This window comes from Hoeflea sp. 108 (assembly GCF_000372965.1).
Taxonomy (GTDB): domain Bacteria; phylum Pseudomonadota; class Alphaproteobacteria; order Rhizobiales; family Rhizobiaceae; genus Aminobacter.
In genome coordinates this window covers 2,721,232-2,737,548 of the sequence record NZ_KB890024.1, presented here as the reverse complement: position 1 = coordinate 2,737,548, position 16,317 = coordinate 2,721,232, and the positions used below count along the sequence as shown (strand labels likewise).

The following is a 16,317-nucleotide window of genomic DNA, read 5'->3' as shown; positions in this document are numbered from 1 at the left end:
TCGCCCAACGAAAACATAAGAATGTCTCCAGTGCGCACAAGAGCTTGGGGCTGCAACCGGCTGTCTTCGGTCCCAATGGAGGTTGCATGAACGCGCACCCTGGTTCTTTCCGTGAAGCGCTCCCCGACGCCCTGGAAGCGGAACAGGCGCTCCTTGGCGCTATTCTCACCTCGAATGATGCCTATTGGCGCGTCGCCGGCTTCCTGAGGCCGCAGCACTTCGCCGAGGCCATCCACGGCCAGCTATACGAGATCATTGGCACCATGATCGCCGAGGGCAGGGGCGCCAATCCGATCACGATCAAGCCGTACATTCCGGCTATGGCGATGGTGGGCGAACTGACCCTGTTCACCTATGTCGTTCAACTGGCGGCTGGCGCGGTCACGGTCATCAACGCCTACGACTACGGTCGGGCAATCATCGAAATGTGGTCACGGCACCAATTGATCGACGCCGCGCGGAATCTGGAAGCGCTCGCCCAGAACATGCCGATCGATATGACGCCCGAGAAGATCATCGGCGAGACAGCCAGCAGGTTGACCAGGATCGCCAGCGAAGGCAACGAACGAGCTGCGTCCGCCCAGTATGGCGTCATCTTGCCGAATGCCGTCGACAAGGCTGCCAAGTCCAGCGGCGACGCATCCTCCCGCATTCCGTGGTTCTTGCCCGAGATCACGTCGGCCCTCGGCGACATTCGCCGAGGCAACCTGATCGGCCTCATGTCGGACAGCGGTGGCGGCAAGACGTCGTTCAGCCTGCAGCAGTGCCGGTTCGCGGCCTCGCGTGGGTTCAAGTCGGCATTCTTCTCGATCGAGGTTACGGACGAGGAGGCGGCTCTTCAGGCAGCAGCGCAGCAGAGCCACATCACCCTCGGCCGAATTGACGCCTACACCTTGACTTCGAAGGAAACCGGTGACCTCGAGCGCGAGATGATCGCCTCGACCGATCTGCCCTTCTACATCGTCGGGTTCGGGGAGTGCACACTGTCTGACATCCGCATCAAGGCGGAGGCGATGGTGAAGAGCCAGGGGCTCGACCTGATCGTCATCGACCATGCCAAGATGATCGCGCTGCCGAACCCCAAGGACATGTTCGCTGAGCGCATCAACGCGCTGTATCGGGGCCTCAAGGCGCTGGCCAAGACGCTCAACGTCGCCGTCGTCATCCTGATCCAGCGTAATGACGACTGGAAGCGTCGGTGGCAGTCCAGCGGGGCTTACACAGCCTTCCGGCCAGTCATGGGTGACGCCTACGGTGGCGGCTCCATCAAGCAGTCCCTCGACGTCTGGTTCAGCCTGTACCGGCCCGAGCCGCTGTTCCGCGAAATGCTGCCGACCATGCCGCCGGAGCGCGTGAAAGAGGGCGAGCTGACCAAAAAGCAGATCATGATCCAGAAGATGGAAGAGGCACGGGGGCAGGCGGCAATCATCAATCACAAGCGCCGGCGCGGTGAACCTGGTCGAGCCCCGCTGATCGGCTTCGACGCCGAGTTCACCATGTTCAAGTCGCTGGCTCAGGAAGAGCCCGAGACGTTGTTCGGGGAGGGCTTCTGATGAGCAACCGCAACGGACTGAAATGCCCGGTCTGCAAGTCGCACCTGCTGAAGGTGATCGACAGCCGGCCCAAGTTCGACACGGCCCTTCGCCGGCGCAAATGCCACAAGTGCGCGCTGCTGTTCACCACCATTGAGGTCATCAGCGACAGCAAGGGCCAGCCGATCAAGGAGATGGCATGAGCGGCGAATTCCTCCCCGACTATTCCCACATGCCCTGGAACGGGCGCTATCGGCCGCTGTTCAAGCTCTTCGCCACTGAGCGTTGGCGTTATGTCCGCAAGGATGGAGCCCCGGTCGAGTGCGATACGGCTGGCCAGGCCATCGAGGCGGCAAAGGAATGCGTTCGGCGCATCCTGAATCCAACCATCTATTCCGAGCGCACGGCCGTAGTTGAGGATGTGCTCGGCGTAGCTGCATGGCATGAACAGCGCGCAGCTAGAGCCGCCAACGATCAAGAGGCGGTGTTGGGCGCTATCGTCGTGAAGGGCCGACAGGTGAAGATCGAGAGGAGGCGCAGGGCGTGAGTGAGAGCGACAACATGGAACGTCATCATGCCGCCGTCTGGGCTGCAATCGAGATGGTCGCCGCGACGATGGGCATTTCCGTGTCTCGGTTGGCAATCTTGGCCGAGCATGACGCAACAGCGATGAACAAGTCCAAGCGGATTACCCGCGGCGGGATACTGCGCTGGCCGTCGACGCTGCTCGTAGCGCGCATCATCAAGGTTGCTGGCATGTCGTTCGGCGAGTTCGGCGCCATTGTCGATCAGAAGGTGAAGGATCAGGCTTGAAGCAGCACCCCTGCGACATCTGGAAGGTAGCCCGCGAATGCGGGGTCATCCTGCGGGAAGGGCACGAGCATAGCCCTACCAGCCGGAAGCCGCGGGAGTGTTTTTGCAAGCCGACGCTGAGGGAGATCGGCCAGGATCATGGCGAGGATCACTTGCGGCTGGTGCTGATGCTGATGACGGGGACCAAGGCCAATTCAGCCGAGCTCTACGCAGACATGATCAAGGCGGTGTCGTCGGTGCTCCTCAGGAAGCCGGAGCTGATGCGCCGGCCGTCTCTGGTTGACGACTTCAATGCGATCGAGCTCGGTGAGTTGAGGCACAAGGCCAAGGCCATGAATGCACCGGTGGCGACAACCGATGTCCTGCGGGTGCTCCTGACCCTGAGGTTCTTCGAACCGCTGCAGGGCGATCTGATCGAATGGATGAGGAGAGCGGCTTGAACTACGAGGCATGGACCGCGAAAGCAGTTGAGGAGCGTGTGCTCGAGGCGGCAGAGACGCTGATGCTCATGCCCAATGCGCCGGGACCGAGGGAGTTCGGTAACTCGATGCCGCCAGTGGTCGAGGATGGCCGATCCGAACCGTCGCGGTACAAGGCTCGGCCCAGCCGCGCTGCCATCGATCGGATGCCCCAGACCTGGGAGTGGATCAACGCCCTTCCCAAGCAAGCCGACCGTGTGCTTCTCTACGCGTGGGCATGGGTGAAGACCCGCCGCGGACGCTCGATCAACGATTTCGCCAGCGGCGAGGGCATGAATGTCAGAACGTTGCGCCGGGCTGTAACCCGTATCTGTCAACTGATTGCGAACGACTTGAACCGAATGCAGCTTGTTCGGTTGAACAGTGCCGTTGACCTCGTGTCCGAAAATCAGGCAGAACTACACCCAGAACAGATATCTTCGGTGAGCTACGCCAATCACTGGCGCGCCGCCGATGCCAAGCCCCGGCACCTCCCTGAACTTCTGGATCAAAGGGCACCCGTTAAACGGGCGGGGTGACTGCGCCATACTGAGCATACACTTGCAAGGCGAATGCCAAGGCTGCGATCAGAGCGGCGATGGCTGTCGCCCACGCGGCGAGAGCAGCAAGGAAGAACTCGCGCTTCCCGAGCTCGTGCTTCGTGATAACCGGAACACCATCCCAATGGAGTGCCTTAGTCTCGCGATGGAAGCCCAGCATCTCGAACCCATCGAGAGGCAACGGCTCAACTCCAGGGGGCCATGGCTTCCCGTTTTGGCTCAAGCGCTGCTGTCCCATTCGCCCCTCCCGTTGAGGCGGGCATCCTCCCATCACTCTCGACACCTGTCGAGATGAGTTCCCGGCCGGGCGGGTGATCCCGGCAATCAACCCCGAAAGGAACCCAGATGGTTCGAACGTTCCGAAGTCTCTTCTTCGGTGGCCTCGCCATGCTCGCGGCTGCCATCCTGTTCAGTATGCCGGCATCGGCGGTGGACCGTGATGTCGGTCTATACAGCGTCTCGCCTGACACCTACGTCTATGTGCTGCCCGAGGTGGTGTCGGTCGATGCGATCCTCGTCGCCGAGCGACAGCATGACATGCGAAGTCGTGACGCCCACGCTGTGACCTACGCCGTTGCCAACCAGCCGCTGACCGCCTGGCGTTTCAACATCGACGCCTACTCGCGCATCGACCCGCACATCCGTCTGGGCTGATCCTTGGAGGGCCGGTTGCCTACTGCGGTGCCGGCCCGCTCTGTATCTGTGGCTTGCCGGGGGGCGGTGTCTAGTTTTCTTAGCTTTGTCCCTCCAATGGAGGCCGACGTGCAGCGACCATGGCCGGCATGGTAATCAGGTAGCGCAAGAAAGCGTCCGCGAAGTCTCGCGCGGCCAACACGTCATCTCGTGAAACGCCATCGTCGTGCGCGCCGTCATTTCTAACCACGCGTACTTCCGTCGCCCAGTCCGCCATAGCTTGAGGCAACACTCGATCAGCCGCCAAGCGGGCTATTCGCTGTGCCAGCGTCCCAGTTACGTTGGGGTGAGCGTACTTCAACCCCAGCTCGATAGCTCTGCCGTAAAACACGGCCGCAGGTTCTTCACAACCGGGCCGTTCAAAGTTCGCATGAGCTTGCTGTAAGGCGCGTCCAACTTTCTCTGGGAGGTGCTCCAAAGACGGGGCATCTGCCTCTACGGTAACAAGCCTCCAAGTCAGATCGAAATGCTGCACGTCAGCTGGGTGTGCAAGGGCCTCCTGAAGGAGGCTGTTGCTGTCTGGTATGTTCCGGTCCTTGCCGGGGCCAACTCTCACTCCAAAGGGCGTCAGGCACTTGCCACAGTAGACCCCCGCAAAACCAAACCAATTCTTGTACTCATTGTTGAATAGGTTCGGAGTGGCATGCATAGCGCCAAACAAGGGCATTCCAACATGCTCTGCTCCGCAGTGTGGACAATCCGTTGTTAGGTAGCCCATCCGCCGCTGTTCCTTTGAAAAACAATCAAACCCCAGTGCAGGAAATCAAACATGTCTCGCGGCGGCAATAGGCCTGGGGCAGGGCGCAAGCGTGGTGCACCGAATAAAGCGTCAGTAGAGCGGCAGAAGAAGGTGGCGGCCACTGGCGACACACCTCTCGACTACATGCTGAAGGTCATGCGCAACAGCAAGGCAGATGCCGCTAGGCGCGATGATATGGCCAAGGCTGCCGCGCCCTATGTGCACCCGAAGCTCGCCGCCCACCAGCACTCAGGCCCCCGTGGCGGCCCAATCCAGACAGTCGACCTGACGAAACTGAGTGGTGATGAACTCGATCAGCTCGAACGCATCTTCGGCCCGCTTGCCGGACCCGGCGACGATGATGCGCCAGATCCGAGCGGAGAGGGCGCGTAGGGCGGCTGAAGCCGAGCGGGAGCGGGTAGCTCGGGATGCGGAACGCATCAGGGCGCGGTGCCAGACGCTCTCTGGGTTCATTCGTGAGGCCTGGCACGTCGTCGAGCCCAACTCGACCTTCGTGCATGGATGGCACCTTGACGCGATATCCGACCACCTCGAGGCAGTAACCGCCGGGCAGATCAATCGCCTGCTGATCAATGTGCCGCCTGGCACGATGAAATCACTGCTGACGTCGGTGCTATGGCCGGCCTGGGAATGGGGGCCGGTTGGGAGGCCGTCGCTGCGATATCTGACGACCTCCTATGCGGAGAAGTACGTCAAGCGCGATAGCCGGCGCATGCGCGACCTGGTGCAGTCGGAGTGGTACCGGGCGTTATGGCCTGAGGTCGAGCTTGTCAGGGCTGGCGAAGCTTCTTTCGCCAACACCAAGACCGGCAATCGTGAAGGCGTGCCGTTCGCCAGCCTCACCGGTGGCCGCGGCGACCGGGTGATCATCGACGACCCGCATTCGACCGAAACTGCCGAGAGTGAGGCAGAGCGGATCAACACGAGCCGCATCTTCCGAGAGTCCGTGCCAACGCGCCTGAATGACCCCATCCGGTCGGCGATCATCGTCATCATGCAACGACTGCACGAGGATGACGTCTCCGGCCAGATCAACAAGCTCGGGCTCGGGTACACGGCACGTACAGGCCGTCCGCTGACCATCCGGGCGGTCTTCGGTCTGGAAACGGCCGGCGCCGGCGGCACTCAGCGTATGGTGGCCTACCGTCGCACGCCCGATGTCGTGAAGATGCACGTACCGATGCCGCTGCGTTGGCTCCAGGCCGAACAGCGTCTCCTGAAGTTCGAGGTTCCGGGCATCTTCCGCACCGGTGGCGTTGAAGTGCGCCGCCCGGGCGCGATGCGCTACCTCGATGGCATCTGAGGTGTCGTCATGACGAAGCAAGTTACTCTGGAAAACACCCGTCCGGGGGGCTTCGGCCTCCCGACCGGGCAGGTCGTGCCCGGCCACGGTTCAATCGTCGTGGAGCCCGATATCTGGGAGGCAGCCAAGGGCCATCCAGTCGTCAAGGCCATGGTCGACGGCGGTCACCTCGTCGTTGATGGCAAGGGCAGGAAGAAGGCCTCGGGCGGCGATGAGCGTGACGAGAATGGCGATACGGCTGAAATGGCAGAGATGCGCAAGCGTTTCGATGCCTCGTTCGCGGCCGTGACGACCGAACTGCAGGCCGAAAAGTCGAAGGTTGCCGATCTTGAAGCGCAGTTGGCCAAGTTGAGCCAGGGCAACGGTGAGGCCAAGTCGCCCGCTGACGTTCTCGCCATGGCCGACGGCAACTTCATGGCGTTCAAGTCGGCAGCTTCCAAACTGCTCGGCGACAAGACCCCGGACAAAAAGGCCGAGATCGTCGCCGCGCTCGAGGAACTGGCAACTCAGCCCTGACGTCAACCGGCGCGGCAGCGAACCGCCGCGCCGGCCCATGCTTTCAATCGAAGATCGTTTCGATCTCCGTTTCGAACCCCTGCTCGTATTGATCGTGGTCGAGTGAAATCGGCGGGTACCTGTTATCGTGCCGGCCTTCACGCGCCGCCTGCTGCCCCTTTTCAAACGCTCGCTGCCGAGCAGTTGCCTGGTTCTTCGTCATCGCCACTTTCTCCTTTGAAGGTCGATGAGTGAGTTATATCGGCCGAGCCATCGCGGTGACGCAGGATCTTGGAGAAATTCTTCTTATGCCTGGCTACGGAACCAACGAGGGCTTCACGACCTATGCCACCGCCGCCGGCTATACTGTGCCCGCTGGTGATATTGGCGCGGCTCGTCAGCGGGGCAGTGCCTATATCGACGGCGCCTATGGAGCGCGCTTCACCGGCATCCCAACGGGTGGCATTGACCAGGAGCGAGCATGGCCGCGCACTGGCGCCTCAGCGTTCGGATCGGCACTAGCATCCGACATAGTGCCGTTGCGCGTCGTCAACGCCAGCTACGAGGCCGCCTATATCGAACTGAAGCAGCCCGGCTCTCTGTCGGTGGTGACTGACCCTGCGAAGCGCGTGAAGCGTCAGAAGGTGGACACGATCGAACGTGAGTTCTTCGAGCCGGGTGGCGGCAGCGTATTCGCGCCTGATACACCGGTATCTTCGGTCATTGAGGGCATTCTCGCCCCATTGATCGGCCCGCCCTTCGATCTGCCCGCAATTGCAGTGGTGTGATCAGGCTTTGAGGCCCACTCATTGAGGTGCCCCTATCGAGGTTCAGTGCGCCGTCGGCGCCGGCGGAGTTGCCAGCCAGCAGCCGATTTCACGTGTGATTGACGGGATACTCGCTGCCCCTGATCGGTCTGGCCCAGCCCTACACAGCAACTGCGGTGCGCGGCTGATAATATTGTCCGACCCAAAGATGCCTACTTTCGAGCGCTGCAAGTGACGCGAGAAACCCGGTCGCATTCGCGCTTATCGCACAGCACCTTACCGCCGATGACCATCGTCGGAGGACTGTCCATAATTACCTTCGCGTCCGTGGCGTCGCCAAGATCGATGCCGTGGCACCAGAGATCGGCGGCAGGAAGACCGTTTACCCCGTTGGCGTTACAACTCGATGCCCATCCGGCACACATGTCGAGCGCATAGGATTTGCCTGAGCCATCTGAAACGACGGGCGAGTAGAAGGTGAATTCCGTCGGCGCCGGCGCTGGTGGCACGTAGGCGGGGATAGAGATCGTCTTCGTACTTACTTCGGTATTTACCGCTGCTGCTGTGATCTCAACGGAGGTATTTTGATCGCGGCTGCATGAGAGATCTACGCCACCACTACGGATATCAAACGAGAAAGTTTCCCCGTCCGTGGTCGATTTATCGAGGATCGGTGACTTGCAGGTGGCACCTTCGACAATGGCCCTGACTGTGTCGGAGTTGGTTGCTCCGAAGCTTTTGAACGAAAAGCGGATGTTGAAACGCTTCGGATCCGAGTTGGTGTGAACGACATAAGTTACGCCTGGTTCACTTTTGCCGAGGCATTCATTGAAGCCGTTGATTATGTCACGGTTGATAGTGCGGGCTACCGAATTGAAGAAATACGACTCATGTTCCTTTCTCGAACTGCTTGAGCACATGTTGTCTTCGAAACTGGCGCTCCCTTCTACCGGCACACCTTTGATCGGAATGGTGAACCCCCCAGAATCTTTGGATGAGCTGCAGTAAGCTTCCTTGGTTGCGAGGAACTTCTCTTTGCTCTCCACAACATCGTATTGGTCATAGATTCCGAATTTCAGCAGCGCCGAACATTCTTGAGGTGTGAACGCACTGGCTGCTTCCGCCGAAAGCAAAAGCAGAGCGCAAGACAGTAGATATCGCATGTAATCCCCCCCGGATTGATTTGGTATTTCAACCACAGTGTGCGCCAAAATGCGATGGCTTTTGGATGACGCCTGACCACATTTCCTACCAACCTTTCGAGGGCGTTGATGTCCTTCTACGATGAGATGCGCGACGTCGCTGACGAATTGCTTGGCGAATTCAAGCAGGGCTCGGTCCAACTCAAGCGCGTCACCACTGCGCCAGGCCCGAACGAATGGACGCCGGCGCCTGAAACGGTCGAGACGTGGCCACTGTCGGCCACCATCACGCGTCTGCACCAGCGCTACGAGAATGGCGTCCTGATCGTCCAGACGGGCGACATGGTGACGTTTGCCGTGCCAGCGGTCGAACCGCAGATCACCGACAAACTCATCATCGACGGTGCCGAGCGGGTCATCACCAACCTGACGCCGATACCGTCGGCAGGGACTGTTGTGGCGTGGAAGGCGTGGTGCTCGGCCTAGTTGGGCGCTGCTGGCATCAAACTTGCCGCCAGACCAGCGAACGTGATTCCCACGCCAAGAAGCCAGACCACAGACGCGAACAAGAGGCCCCATGTGCCGAGCCAGGCGAAAAGAAAGCCTGAATTTCCAGGCTGTTTTCCGAGGTCGCTAGACGCCTTCAAAAGTGGCCAAAAAAGACCGTAAGCCGCGAAGGCCGACGTAAGGCACGCCAACGCCATTACTGGATACCGCAAGACAGTAAACGCAGCGATATGGTCATATTCGGTTGTGGACCAAATAAGCGTAACCAAGAAAGCGGACAGTCCGACCCAAGCTGTGGCGGTTGTGGCAACGCCGACGATCTCGTTGATCGGCCGTACTGCGGCCAACCGCCTCTCAAGAACCTCATTGATCTCGTCGGACATTTGGCTGCCTCCCCATGCTCAAACGCCTATCACCTCGCGAGCGACTGGAACAGCTTGTCGCTGACCTTGCACCTATGCTCCGCGCTGCCTTCATGGATGCCATCGACGACATCCGCTCGAACATCGTCTTGCGCCGGATCATCGAGCGCCTGGAGCGCGGTGACGTTTCTGGGGCGATCGACGCCATGCACCTCGATCAGGCCGCGTTCCGGCCTCTGGAAGAGGCAATCCGGCAGGCATTCAACGGCGGCGGTGTGGCGGCTGTCGAGCAGATACCGACCCTACGTGATCCGAACGGCCATCAGATAGTCATCCGGTGGGACGCGAGGAACCTGGCCGCCGAGGAATGGCTGCGCGAGCACAGCACGACACTGGTCAGCAACATCATCGCCGACCAGCAGTCGGCCATCCGCACGGCGCTGTCTGAGGGGCTTGCTCGAGGTGACAACCCGACGAGGACGGCCCTTGGCATCGTGGGGCGGGTCAACAGGGTCACAGGGAAGCGCGACGGAGGCATTCTCGGGCTCACGGCTCAGCAGGCCGCCTATGTCGACCGAGCGCGCCAGGAACTGCTCTCCGGCGATCCTACGGCCATCAGGAACTTTCTGGAGCGCACCCGGCGGGACAAGCGTTTCGACCGGACGGTACTCAAGGCGCTGAAGGACGGCAAACCACTGCCGGCCGAGGCAGTCGACCGCATCACGTCCAAGTACGCCGACGGCCTGCTGAAGCTTCGAGCCGACACGATCGCGCTGCACGAGACTTTCCAGTCCATGGCGGCTGCGAAGGATATTGCTTTCCGCCAGCAGATCGAGAAAGGCACCCTACAAGCACAGCATGTCACCAAGACTTGGAGGCACACGCCACAGAAGCACCCGCGTGAGGATCATGTCGAGATGCAAGGGCAGGTGGTGCGGTTCGATCAGCCGTTCGTGGCGCCGGATGGTACGCGCATCATGTACCCGCATGCTGAAGGGACGCCAGCGAGGCACACGCTCGGATGCAAGTGCTTGGCCGAATACAAGATCGATTTCGTCGCTCGCCTGGTGACGTGATGGCCCAGTCGTTTGCAGCTCAGGTCGGGCAATGGGTCGAAAAAGTCGACGGTGCGCTCACTGCGGTGTTTCGAGAGAGCGCGCAGGAGTTGGTCAGCCAATTGGATCAGCTCCTTGCGGACACTGTTTATGAGCGGCCGCAGACGCCCGGATACAATAGGACGGGCTTTCTTCGCGCGTCGCTCATAGCTTCGACGGACGCGATGCCAACGCTCTCGCGGACCAATCCCGGCGTCCCAGTTCCGGCAGACTTGGGCGACGTGATCCTGGTCATCAATGGTGCCGATGTCGGGGACACGATCTATCTCGGCTACACGGCGAACTATGCCGCTTTCGTGCATTTCGGGGCACAGGGCCGGTCGCCAAGGCCTTGGGTGACGATGGTTGCTCAGCGGTGGGAAATGATCGTCGCCGAGAAGGCTGGCGAAGTGAAGCGCCGGCTGGGGCTCTAATGAAGCCTGATGCCCGGCTTAGTGAGAAGCGACACGGCTAGTTCCGTCAACACCAGACGTGCCGTTTCGAGCGCATGGTTTGCCCTGTCGCTCTCTGCTGGTTCGCTGCCGAGCGCTGTACGAGCAGCTTTGAGCAATTCGTGGGCCTGAGCGTCGCTTAGTGGCTTCATGATTTGAGGGATAGCATGGCCACACCGTCGGTCGAAACCAGTATTTGGCTCGCTCTCAAGTTGAGAGCGCAGGCACTTGTTCTCTCGCCAGTTCTGCCTGTAGCCTGGCCGAACGAGAGCTTCAACAAGCCCGCGGGCGGATACCTCAGGGTGACGCACATCCCGAATGTGAACCGACGCCTGTTCCTGGGCTCTACCGATCCTCACCAGCGCCTTGGGCTCCTGCAGATCGATGTCTTCGGCCGGAAGAATGAGAACGCCGCAGTTGCGGTCGAGATCGCTGGCAAGGTGGCTGAACACTTCGTCTGCGGGACCGAGATGTGGCGCGATGGGCTTCGTGTGAGTGTCATCAAGGCGCCAGACGTCGGGCAACCCATCGATGGCGACACGCATGTCCAGGTGCCGGTCACAATCGCCTACGAGTGCTTCGCATAACCATTCCCGGCCATCCGGGTTCATGAGGCGGCTTTCGGGCCGCCTTTTTCATGCCAGCCATTGAAAAGGAGAAACCACGATGGCGCGGACCAACAAGGACCGTAAGGTCTACATCTGCACGACGCCCCAGCCCGGCGATCTCAACCAGGCCGCATATGAAGCCCTGACCTGGGTCGAGGTGGGCAACGTCGGCGCCGTCGGCGAGGCCGGCACGAACACCAACATCGTCAGCTACGACGAGCTCTCGACCGACGTCACCCAGAAGGGCAAGGGCATCTCAAATGCTGGTGATCCGACCATCGAGTGCGCCCGCAATCCGACCGATCTCGGCCAGCAGGCTTTGCGCGCCGCGGCGAAGACCAATTTTACCTATGCGTTCAAGTTCGAGGACAAGGACGCGCCTACGGCCAATCACACCAACTCGGTCTACTACAACCGCGGCCTGGTGACCGGCCCGACCCGCCCGAACGGCCGCAACGAGGACTTCATTCTTGAGGTGTTCACGCTTGCGTTGAACCAGCGCGAGATCGTCGTCGATCCGGTATCGCTGGTCGCCCCGACGAACACGCTGCTGCCGTCGATCGCCGGGGTGCTCACTCAGGGCTCGGTTCTCACTGCCCTTTCGGGCACGTGGACCGGCAATCCGACCTTCACTCACCAGTGGAAGCGGGATGGCACCAACATCGCCGGCGCCACCGGTGCGACCTACACACTGGTGGCCGGTGACGCGACCAGGAGTATCTCGGTCACCGTGACTGGCACCAACCCGGCAGGCAACGCTTCGGCCACGTCCGCCGCCACCGCCGCTGTCGTCTAAGGAGTTCGCATGGACATTCTGGCAATCCAACCGTCGACGATCTCAGTCGATATCAAGCACCCGGCCACTGGCGCAGCGATCGGTCTCAAGGTCGAGTGCGTCAGCCTGGAGGATGATCGGGTCAAGCAGGTCGAGCGGGCGATCAAGAACCGGGCGCTCCGTGGCGGCCGCAACACTGTCACCGCGGAGAAGATCGAGGACAACACGGTCGAGATCTTGTCGGCGGCCGTCGTCGGGTGGGAGTGGGCAGACGACCTCACTCTCGGCGACCTCAAGGCCCCACAGTTGACCAAAATCAACGTCGGCAAGCTCCTGGCCGTCGGCTGGATTGCCAAGCAGATCGACATGGCTCTCGGAGACGAAGCCGCTTTTTTCTCGAACTCGGGCCTGTCCTCGCCGAGCACGTAGCCCAGCACGTTCGGCTCAACACCCCGGACGAGAACGGCGAGACACGTCGGCAGAGAAACGAACGCTTCGGTCTGCCGGCGACTGAGCTAGATCCGGTTCATCCGGACTTCGAGTATCTGCTCGAATGGTTCTGGGACATCAGTGCCGGTCGCTCCCACGGCTTCAACGGGCCTAACCCGCTTTCCATGACCGAGATTGCCAACTGGTCCGCGCTTACCGGCGCCGTCATCAGGCGCGAGGAGATTGCCATCCTTCGCGCTATGGATGAGGCGTTCGTGGCGGCGGTTGCCAAGGAACAGTCCGAGGCAACGGATCGGTCTAAATCGCGCTCGTAGCGCATTGGGTTCAAGCGCTCATCGTTCACGAGGTGAAATCCCATGGCTGACGTGGCCACCCTTGGTTTGGAGGTTCGCTCCGATCAGGTCGAGAAGGGTTCACGTGCCCTTGACCAGCTCACCAATTCGGCAAAGCGGGCCCAGGCCGCGGCCAGCGGCGTGTCGACAGCAACAAAGAATGCCGGCGGGGTCGCAGCCAATGCCAATTTCCAGTGGGAGACGTACGAGGAAACTGTCGCAAGGCTGGGTGTGCAGCAGAAGAAGGTTGGCGCCGCCACAGTGGCCGCGACCGCAGCAGTCAAAGCAGAGACAGCAGCGGTTCAAGTCGCCGGCCAGCGTGCGCAGGTCGCTTCGGTCGGCTTCGCTGCGTTTGCATCGGCAGTGAGATTGGTCAGCACCGCAATTGGTGGGTTCTTGATGAACGCTTTGTCGGTCGGGTTTGGCGTCTTGCTCGCTGATTTGGCCAAATTGGTCGATTGGGGGAAGCTAGCCGCAAACGCTATCATCTGGGTAGCCGACGCATTGGTAGCGGTCGCGCCGTATGCGGTGGGGGCTGCTGCTGCGTTGGCGCTTCTATACGCGCCAGCACTTGTTGGTGGCCTTTTCACCCTTATCGGATTGCTTGGCCAACTTTCCGTCGCAGCGCTTGGGGTTGCTGCGTCCTTTGCTGCTGCCAACCCAGCGGCTGCCTTCGTTCTCGGGATCACGGCCGCGGTTGCTGCTGCCAACATCTTCCGAGACGAACTGACACAGATTTTCGGCATCGACATCGTCGGAGCGGCGAAGACTGGCGCCAACTATGTCATCGGCTCGTTTGTCGCAGCCTTTGAAGATTTGAAATTCGTCTGGAACCAGTTCCCGAACATCGTCGGCGCGGCTGCAGTCGGAGCCGCGAACGCCGCGCTCTCCGCGATGGAGAGCATGATCAACACCGCCTCCGGCATGCTCAATGGGCTGATTTCGAGCCTCAACAACGCGCTGGCGAGCCTGCCTGGCGGTTTCCAGATTGGTGAGATTGGACAGGTCGACTTTGGCGAGTTCAACAATCCTTTCGCCAAGGCTCTCTCGGGTGCCGTCGCAGATCGCAACGCTGCTGTTCAGGGGGCATTGAGCAGAGACTACCTCGGCGAGTTCGGGTCGGCCATCTCCAGCAGCGCATCCGCAGCATCAGCCAAACTGAAGGAACTGGCCGGTAGCTTCACCAACGTCGAGGATGCAGCCGGCAAGGCGGGAAGGGCGGCAAAGGGAGCTGCGGGCGGCGCAAAAGACCCGTGGGACGGCCTCCGCAATGCGGTTGACCGGACCAAAGATGCCATGAGCTTTGCTCGCGATCTGGCTGGTGGGTTCCTGTCCGATCTTCGTAGCGGGCTGAAGCAAGGTGAAGGGTTCTGGGCAAGCTTCAAGAATGCCGCCCTGAATGCCTTGGATAAGATCGTCGACAAGCTCCTGAACAATGTTCTCGACGCACTGTTCCAGGTGAATTCAGCAGGCTCAGGTATAGGTGGCGGCGGAGGTGGTATCGGCGGCCTGCTTGGGGGCATCTTCTCGATCTTCGGCTTTGCAAGAGGCGGATTTACCGGTCGGGGAGGCGCGTCCGAAGTAGCTGGTGTGGTCCACGGCGGCGAGTATGTATTCTCCAAGCGAGCAACAGACAGGATCGGCGTTGGGGCGCTCGAGCAGCTTCATCGGACAGCCAAGGGGTATGCCAACGGCGGCCATGTCACCCCGGCCATGCCTCGCGTTCAGGCCCCCGCCAACGGCAATGGTGAGCCCCGAGAGGTGATCGTGCGGGTGGTAGGTGAGGCCGGTCCCATGTTCATCCCCACCATCCAGGCCGAGAGCAAGGATGTCGCCGTTCAAGTCACGCAGGCCGGCATCGGGCAGTACGATAAGCAATTGAACCGGACGCTGGGCGGTAAGATCGCCAACGCACAATCGAGGCAGCTGTGATGGCGATCATCTGGCCATGCTCGCGGCTGGTTCCACGAAACATCTCGGTCGATCCGGCATCACGCACCATGGCTGGGCCGGCCTCGGTCAGCGGATTTACACAGGTCGTCGCTTCGGACGCTGGCCTCTGGAAGGCGACCTACGAGGAAATCCCCGTGCGGGACGCGCAAGGCATCGGTCTTGTTCAGCTATGGCGAGCCATTGCCGTTCAGGCAGAGGGCCGGCTCAACCCCATCTTGATCTGTGTGCATGACATCGAGCGAAAGCCTTTCCCCATTGGTCTGTCTGATGCGGACCTAAAGGGGGAGGTCCCCCATTCCGATGACGCTCTTTTCGACGATGGCGCCGGCTATGTATCGTCAGTGATAGACGTCTCGCTGTTGTCGGATGCGACAATCCGATCCACCATGTTGAACGTAATCAAGGCCTTGTCAGGCGATCTTGAGCCAGGACATCGCTTCTCCATCGGCGAGCGGCTCTATCAGGTTAGAAGCGTGGTTGCCCAGGATGCTGTGACCGCCACCATCAAGATATGGCCGCCATTGCGTGAGGCATGGCACGCCGGCTCTCGCCTGGAGTTCGACCGCCCGGTACTTCGCGTGCGCCTTGCGAGTGACAAGGAAATGGACCTACCGCTCGAACTGGGACGCTGGTCCTTTCCGACCGTCAATTTCATCGAGGATCTGTGATGGACTTCTTCACGCCTGATCAGATTGCCTTGCTGTCGGCCTCGACGGTGCGGTGCGATTTCCTCGTGAAGTTCGAGTTCGCGTCTTCGACCATGTTCGCCTGGAACGGTAACACCAAGCTCGACGCCGGTGGCGAAACGTGGCTGCCCATGTTCGGTTTCGGCCAGATCGACGGGCTGGGGATGTCGGGCGGCGGCACTGTGTCCGAGGCTGTAACCCTGTCGCTGAACGGCCTTCCGGGGCAGGCGCTGGACATGCTGTCGGTAGCGTTGGCTGACACGCCGGAAGTCGACCAGCAACTGCTGACTGTCTTCCTGCAGCTGTTCACTGATGACTGGCAGCCGGCCGGAGTGCCTATCCCGATCTTTAGAGGCTTCATGCAGCCGCCGACGGTGTCGCGCTCGGCGATGCAGGGAACCGAAGGTGCAACCCAGTCCATCTCTGTCAGCGCCGAGAACATCTTCTACAGCCGGTCACGGCCAGCCTATGGCCGCTGCACCGACCGTGACCAGCAGTCGCGTTCGCCCGGAGACCGCTTCTTCGGCTTCGTTTCGTCGCTGATCCAGAAGACGATCCGCTACCCCGACTATTGA

The 16,317-nt window shown here is 60.8% G+C and carries 24 protein-coding genes; 21 read left to right on the top strand and 3 right to left on the bottom strand.

What is annotated here, in order from left to right:
- The first annotated feature begins 86 nt into the window (after positions 1–86).
- The 10 genes from B015_RS0113510 to B015_RS0113455 all read left to right on the top strand — a co-directional run bounded on the left by B015_RS0113510 (position 87) and on the right by B015_RS0113455 (position 6,635).
- The gene (locus B015_RS0113510; protein WP_018428237.1) at positions 87–1,553 is read left to right on the top strand and encodes a DnaB-like helicase C-terminal domain-containing protein; all 1,467 of its coding nucleotides are present in this window, start codon (positions 87–89) and stop codon (positions 1,551–1,553) included.
- Positions 1,553–1,735 (top strand): hypothetical protein, encoded by a 183-nt coding sequence (locus tag B015_RS0113505; protein WP_018428236.1) that lies wholly within the window; start codon positions 1,553–1,555, stop codon positions 1,733–1,735. Before B015_RS0113510 ends, B015_RS0113505 begins: the two co-directional genes overlap by 1 nt.
- The gene (locus B015_RS0113500) at positions 1,732–2,079 is read left to right on the top strand and encodes a hypothetical protein (protein ID WP_018428235.1); all 348 of its coding nucleotides are present in this window, start codon (positions 1,732–1,734) and stop codon (positions 2,077–2,079) included. Before B015_RS0113505 ends, B015_RS0113500 begins: the two co-directional genes overlap by 4 nt.
- Positions 2,076–2,345, top strand: a complete 270-nt coding sequence (locus B015_RS0113495) for a hypothetical protein (protein ID WP_018428234.1) — start codon at positions 2,076–2,078, stop codon at positions 2,343–2,345. The genes B015_RS0113500 and B015_RS0113495 overlap by 4 nt, the downstream gene beginning before the upstream one ends.
- On the top strand, positions 2,342–2,785 hold the full coding sequence (locus B015_RS0113490; RefSeq protein ID WP_026227242.1) for a hypothetical protein: 444 nt from the start codon (positions 2,342–2,344) through the stop codon (positions 2,783–2,785). Before B015_RS0113495 ends, B015_RS0113490 begins: the two co-directional genes overlap by 4 nt.
- A complete protein-coding gene (locus B015_RS0113485; RefSeq protein WP_157632728.1) occupies positions 2,782–3,342 on the top strand; it encodes a DUF6362 family protein in 561 nt (186 codons plus the stop codon). The genes B015_RS0113490 and B015_RS0113485 overlap by 4 nt, the downstream gene beginning before the upstream one ends.
- A 366-nt stretch (positions 3,343–3,708) precedes the next feature.
- Positions 3,709–4,017: a hypothetical protein gene (locus B015_RS0113475; protein WP_018428229.1), complete on the top strand. Its 309-nt coding sequence runs from the start codon at positions 3,709–3,711 to the stop codon at positions 4,015–4,017.
- Positions 4,018–4,906: 889 nt separating this feature from the next.
- Positions 4,907–5,188 (top strand): hypothetical protein, encoded by a 282-nt coding sequence (locus tag B015_RS0113465; RefSeq protein WP_051091907.1) that lies wholly within the window; start codon positions 4,907–4,909, stop codon positions 5,186–5,188.
- On the top strand, positions 5,154–6,119 hold the full coding sequence (locus B015_RS30835) for a major capsid family protein (protein ID WP_081623475.1): 966 nt from the start codon (positions 5,154–5,156) through the stop codon (positions 6,117–6,119). The genes B015_RS0113465 and B015_RS30835 overlap by 35 nt, the downstream gene beginning before the upstream one ends.
- A 9-nt stretch (positions 6,120–6,128) precedes the next feature.
- The gene (locus B015_RS0113455; RefSeq protein WP_018428226.1) at positions 6,129–6,635 is read left to right on the top strand and encodes a hypothetical protein; all 507 of its coding nucleotides are present in this window, start codon (positions 6,129–6,131) and stop codon (positions 6,633–6,635) included.
- 43 nt (positions 6,636–6,678) lie between these two features.
- Here the strand turns inward: B015_RS0113455 and B015_RS33565 are convergent, their stop codons facing one another.
- Positions 6,679–6,837: a hypothetical protein gene (locus B015_RS33565; RefSeq protein WP_018428225.1), complete on the bottom strand. Its 159-nt coding sequence runs from the start codon at positions 6,835–6,837 to the stop codon at positions 6,679–6,681.
- 85 nt (positions 6,838–6,922) lie between these two features.
- Here B015_RS33565 and B015_RS0113445 point away from each other — a divergent pair, with 85 nt between their 5' ends.
- Positions 6,923–7,402 carry a DnaT-like ssDNA-binding protein gene (locus B015_RS0113445; protein ID WP_018428224.1) on the top strand — a complete coding sequence of 160 codons (480 nt, stop codon included), beginning with the start codon at positions 6,923–6,925 and terminating at the stop codon, positions 7,400–7,402.
- Positions 7,403–7,593: 191 nt separating this feature from the next.
- On the opposite strand, the gene B015_RS0113440 is transcribed toward B015_RS0113445, so the two are convergent.
- The gene (locus B015_RS0113440) at positions 7,594–8,544 is read right to left on the bottom strand and encodes a hypothetical protein (RefSeq protein WP_018428223.1); all 951 of its coding nucleotides are present in this window, start codon (positions 8,542–8,544) and stop codon (positions 7,594–7,596) included.
- A gap of 108 nt (positions 8,545–8,652) precedes the next feature.
- Here B015_RS0113440 and B015_RS0113435 point away from each other — a divergent pair, with 108 nt between their 5' ends.
- A complete protein-coding gene (locus B015_RS0113435; RefSeq protein WP_018428222.1) occupies positions 8,653–9,009 on the top strand; it encodes a hypothetical protein in 357 nt (118 codons plus the stop codon).
- Here the strand turns inward: B015_RS0113435 and B015_RS0113430 are convergent.
- Positions 9,006–9,413 carry a hypothetical protein gene (locus B015_RS0113430; protein WP_018428221.1) on the bottom strand — a complete coding sequence of 136 codons (408 nt, stop codon included), beginning with the start codon at positions 9,411–9,413 and terminating at the stop codon, positions 9,006–9,008. The genes B015_RS0113435 and B015_RS0113430 overlap by 4 nt on opposite strands.
- A 92-nt stretch (positions 9,414–9,505) precedes the next feature.
- Between B015_RS0113430 and B015_RS0113425 the strand changes: the two genes are divergently transcribed.
- From B015_RS0113425 to B015_RS0113380, 9 genes are all read left to right on the top strand, one after another.
- Positions 9,506–10,468 carry a head morphogenesis protein gene (locus B015_RS0113425; protein ID WP_245262171.1) on the top strand — a complete coding sequence of 321 codons (963 nt, stop codon included), beginning with the start codon at positions 9,506–9,508 and terminating at the stop codon, positions 10,466–10,468.
- Positions 10,468–10,920: a hypothetical protein gene (locus B015_RS0113420; RefSeq protein WP_018428219.1), complete on the top strand. Its 453-nt coding sequence runs from the start codon at positions 10,468–10,470 to the stop codon at positions 10,918–10,920. Before B015_RS0113425 ends, B015_RS0113420 begins: the two co-directional genes overlap by 1 nt.
- Positions 10,921–11,105: 185 nt before the next feature.
- Positions 11,106–11,525, top strand: coding sequence for a DUF4128 domain-containing protein (locus tag B015_RS0113415; protein WP_018428218.1), 420 nt, complete (start codon positions 11,106–11,108; stop codon positions 11,523–11,525).
- 79 nt (positions 11,526–11,604) lie between these two features.
- Entirely contained in the window at positions 11,605–12,342 is a 738-nt protein-coding gene (locus tag B015_RS33560; protein ID WP_018428217.1) for a hypothetical protein, read from the top strand.
- A 9-nt stretch (positions 12,343–12,351) separates the two neighbouring features.
- Entirely contained in the window at positions 12,352–12,750 is a 399-nt protein-coding gene (locus B015_RS0113400) for a hypothetical protein (protein WP_018428216.1), read from the top strand.
- 185 nt (positions 12,751–12,935) lie between these two features.
- Entirely contained in the window at positions 12,936–13,085 is a 150-nt protein-coding gene (locus B015_RS33255; protein WP_018428215.1) for a hypothetical protein, read from the top strand.
- A 42-nt stretch (positions 13,086–13,127) separates the two neighbouring features.
- Positions 13,128–15,035 carry a hypothetical protein gene (locus tag B015_RS32185; protein ID WP_018428214.1) on the top strand — a complete coding sequence of 636 codons (1,908 nt, stop codon included), beginning with the start codon at positions 13,128–13,130 and terminating at the stop codon, positions 15,033–15,035.
- Positions 15,035–15,724, top strand: coding sequence for a hypothetical protein (locus B015_RS0113385; protein WP_026227238.1), 690 nt, complete (start codon positions 15,035–15,037; stop codon positions 15,722–15,724). The genes B015_RS32185 and B015_RS0113385 overlap by 1 nt, the downstream gene beginning before the upstream one ends.
- Positions 15,724–16,317 carry a hypothetical protein gene (locus tag B015_RS0113380; RefSeq protein WP_018428212.1) on the top strand — a complete coding sequence of 198 codons (594 nt, stop codon included), beginning with the start codon at positions 15,724–15,726 and terminating at the stop codon, positions 16,315–16,317. Before B015_RS0113385 ends, B015_RS0113380 begins: the two co-directional genes overlap by 1 nt.

Bases quoted from the DNA above. Each gene is read 5' to 3' on its own strand.
- B015_RS33255 (WP_018428215.1), top strand. From the start codon at position 12,936: ATGACCGAGATTGCCAACTGGTCCGCGCTTACCGGCGCCGTCATCAGG.
- B015_RS32185 (WP_018428214.1), top strand. From the start codon at position 13,128: ATGGCTGACGTGGCCACCCTTGGTTTGGAGGTTCGCTCCGATCAGGTC.
- B015_RS33560 (WP_018428217.1), top strand. From the start codon at position 11,605: ATGGCGCGGACCAACAAGGACCGTAAGGTCTACATCTGCACGACGCCC.
- B015_RS0113425 (WP_245262171.1), top strand. From the start codon at position 9,506: ATGGATGCCATCGACGACATCCGCTCGAACATCGTCTTGCGCCGGATC.
- B015_RS0113455 (WP_018428226.1), top strand. From the start codon at position 6,129: ATGACGAAGCAAGTTACTCTGGAAAACACCCGTCCGGGGGGCTTCGGC.
- B015_RS0113510 (WP_018428237.1), top strand. From the start codon at position 87: ATGAACGCGCACCCTGGTTCTTTCCGTGAAGCGCTCCCCGACGCCCTG.
- B015_RS0113420 (WP_018428219.1), top strand. From the start codon at position 10,468: ATGGCCCAGTCGTTTGCAGCTCAGGTCGGGCAATGGGTCGAAAAAGTC.
- B015_RS0113435 (WP_018428222.1), top strand. From the start codon at position 8,653: ATGTCCTTCTACGATGAGATGCGCGACGTCGCTGACGAATTGCTTGGC.
- B015_RS0113385 (WP_026227238.1), top strand. From the start codon at position 15,035: ATGGCGATCATCTGGCCATGCTCGCGGCTGGTTCCACGAAACATCTCG.
- B015_RS0113505 (WP_018428236.1), top strand. From the start codon at position 1,553: ATGAGCAACCGCAACGGACTGAAATGCCCGGTCTGCAAGTCGCACCTG.
- B015_RS0113400 (WP_018428216.1), top strand. From the start codon at position 12,352: ATGGACATTCTGGCAATCCAACCGTCGACGATCTCAGTCGATATCAAG.
- B015_RS0113415 (WP_018428218.1), top strand. From the start codon at position 11,106: ATGGCCACACCGTCGGTCGAAACCAGTATTTGGCTCGCTCTCAAGTTG.
- B015_RS0113430 (WP_018428221.1), bottom strand. From the start codon at position 9,413: ATGTCCGACGAGATCAATGAGGTTCTTGAGAGGCGGTTGGCCGCAGTA.
- B015_RS30835 (WP_081623475.1), top strand. From the start codon at position 5,154: ATGATGCGCCAGATCCGAGCGGAGAGGGCGCGTAGGGCGGCTGAAGCC.
- B015_RS0113440 (WP_018428223.1), bottom strand. From the start codon at position 8,544: ATGCGATATCTACTGTCTTGCGCTCTGCTTTTGCTTTCGGCGGAAGCA.
- B015_RS0113445 (WP_018428224.1), top strand. From the start codon at position 6,923: ATGCCTGGCTACGGAACCAACGAGGGCTTCACGACCTATGCCACCGCC.
- B015_RS0113380 (WP_018428212.1), top strand. From the start codon at position 15,724: ATGGACTTCTTCACGCCTGATCAGATTGCCTTGCTGTCGGCCTCGACG.
- B015_RS0113475 (WP_018428229.1), top strand. From the start codon at position 3,709: ATGGTTCGAACGTTCCGAAGTCTCTTCTTCGGTGGCCTCGCCATGCTC.
- B015_RS33565 (WP_018428225.1), bottom strand. From the start codon at position 6,837: ATGACGAAGAACCAGGCAACTGCTCGGCAGCGAGCGTTTGAAAAGGGG.
- B015_RS0113500 (WP_018428235.1), top strand. From the start codon at position 1,732: ATGAGCGGCGAATTCCTCCCCGACTATTCCCACATGCCCTGGAACGGG.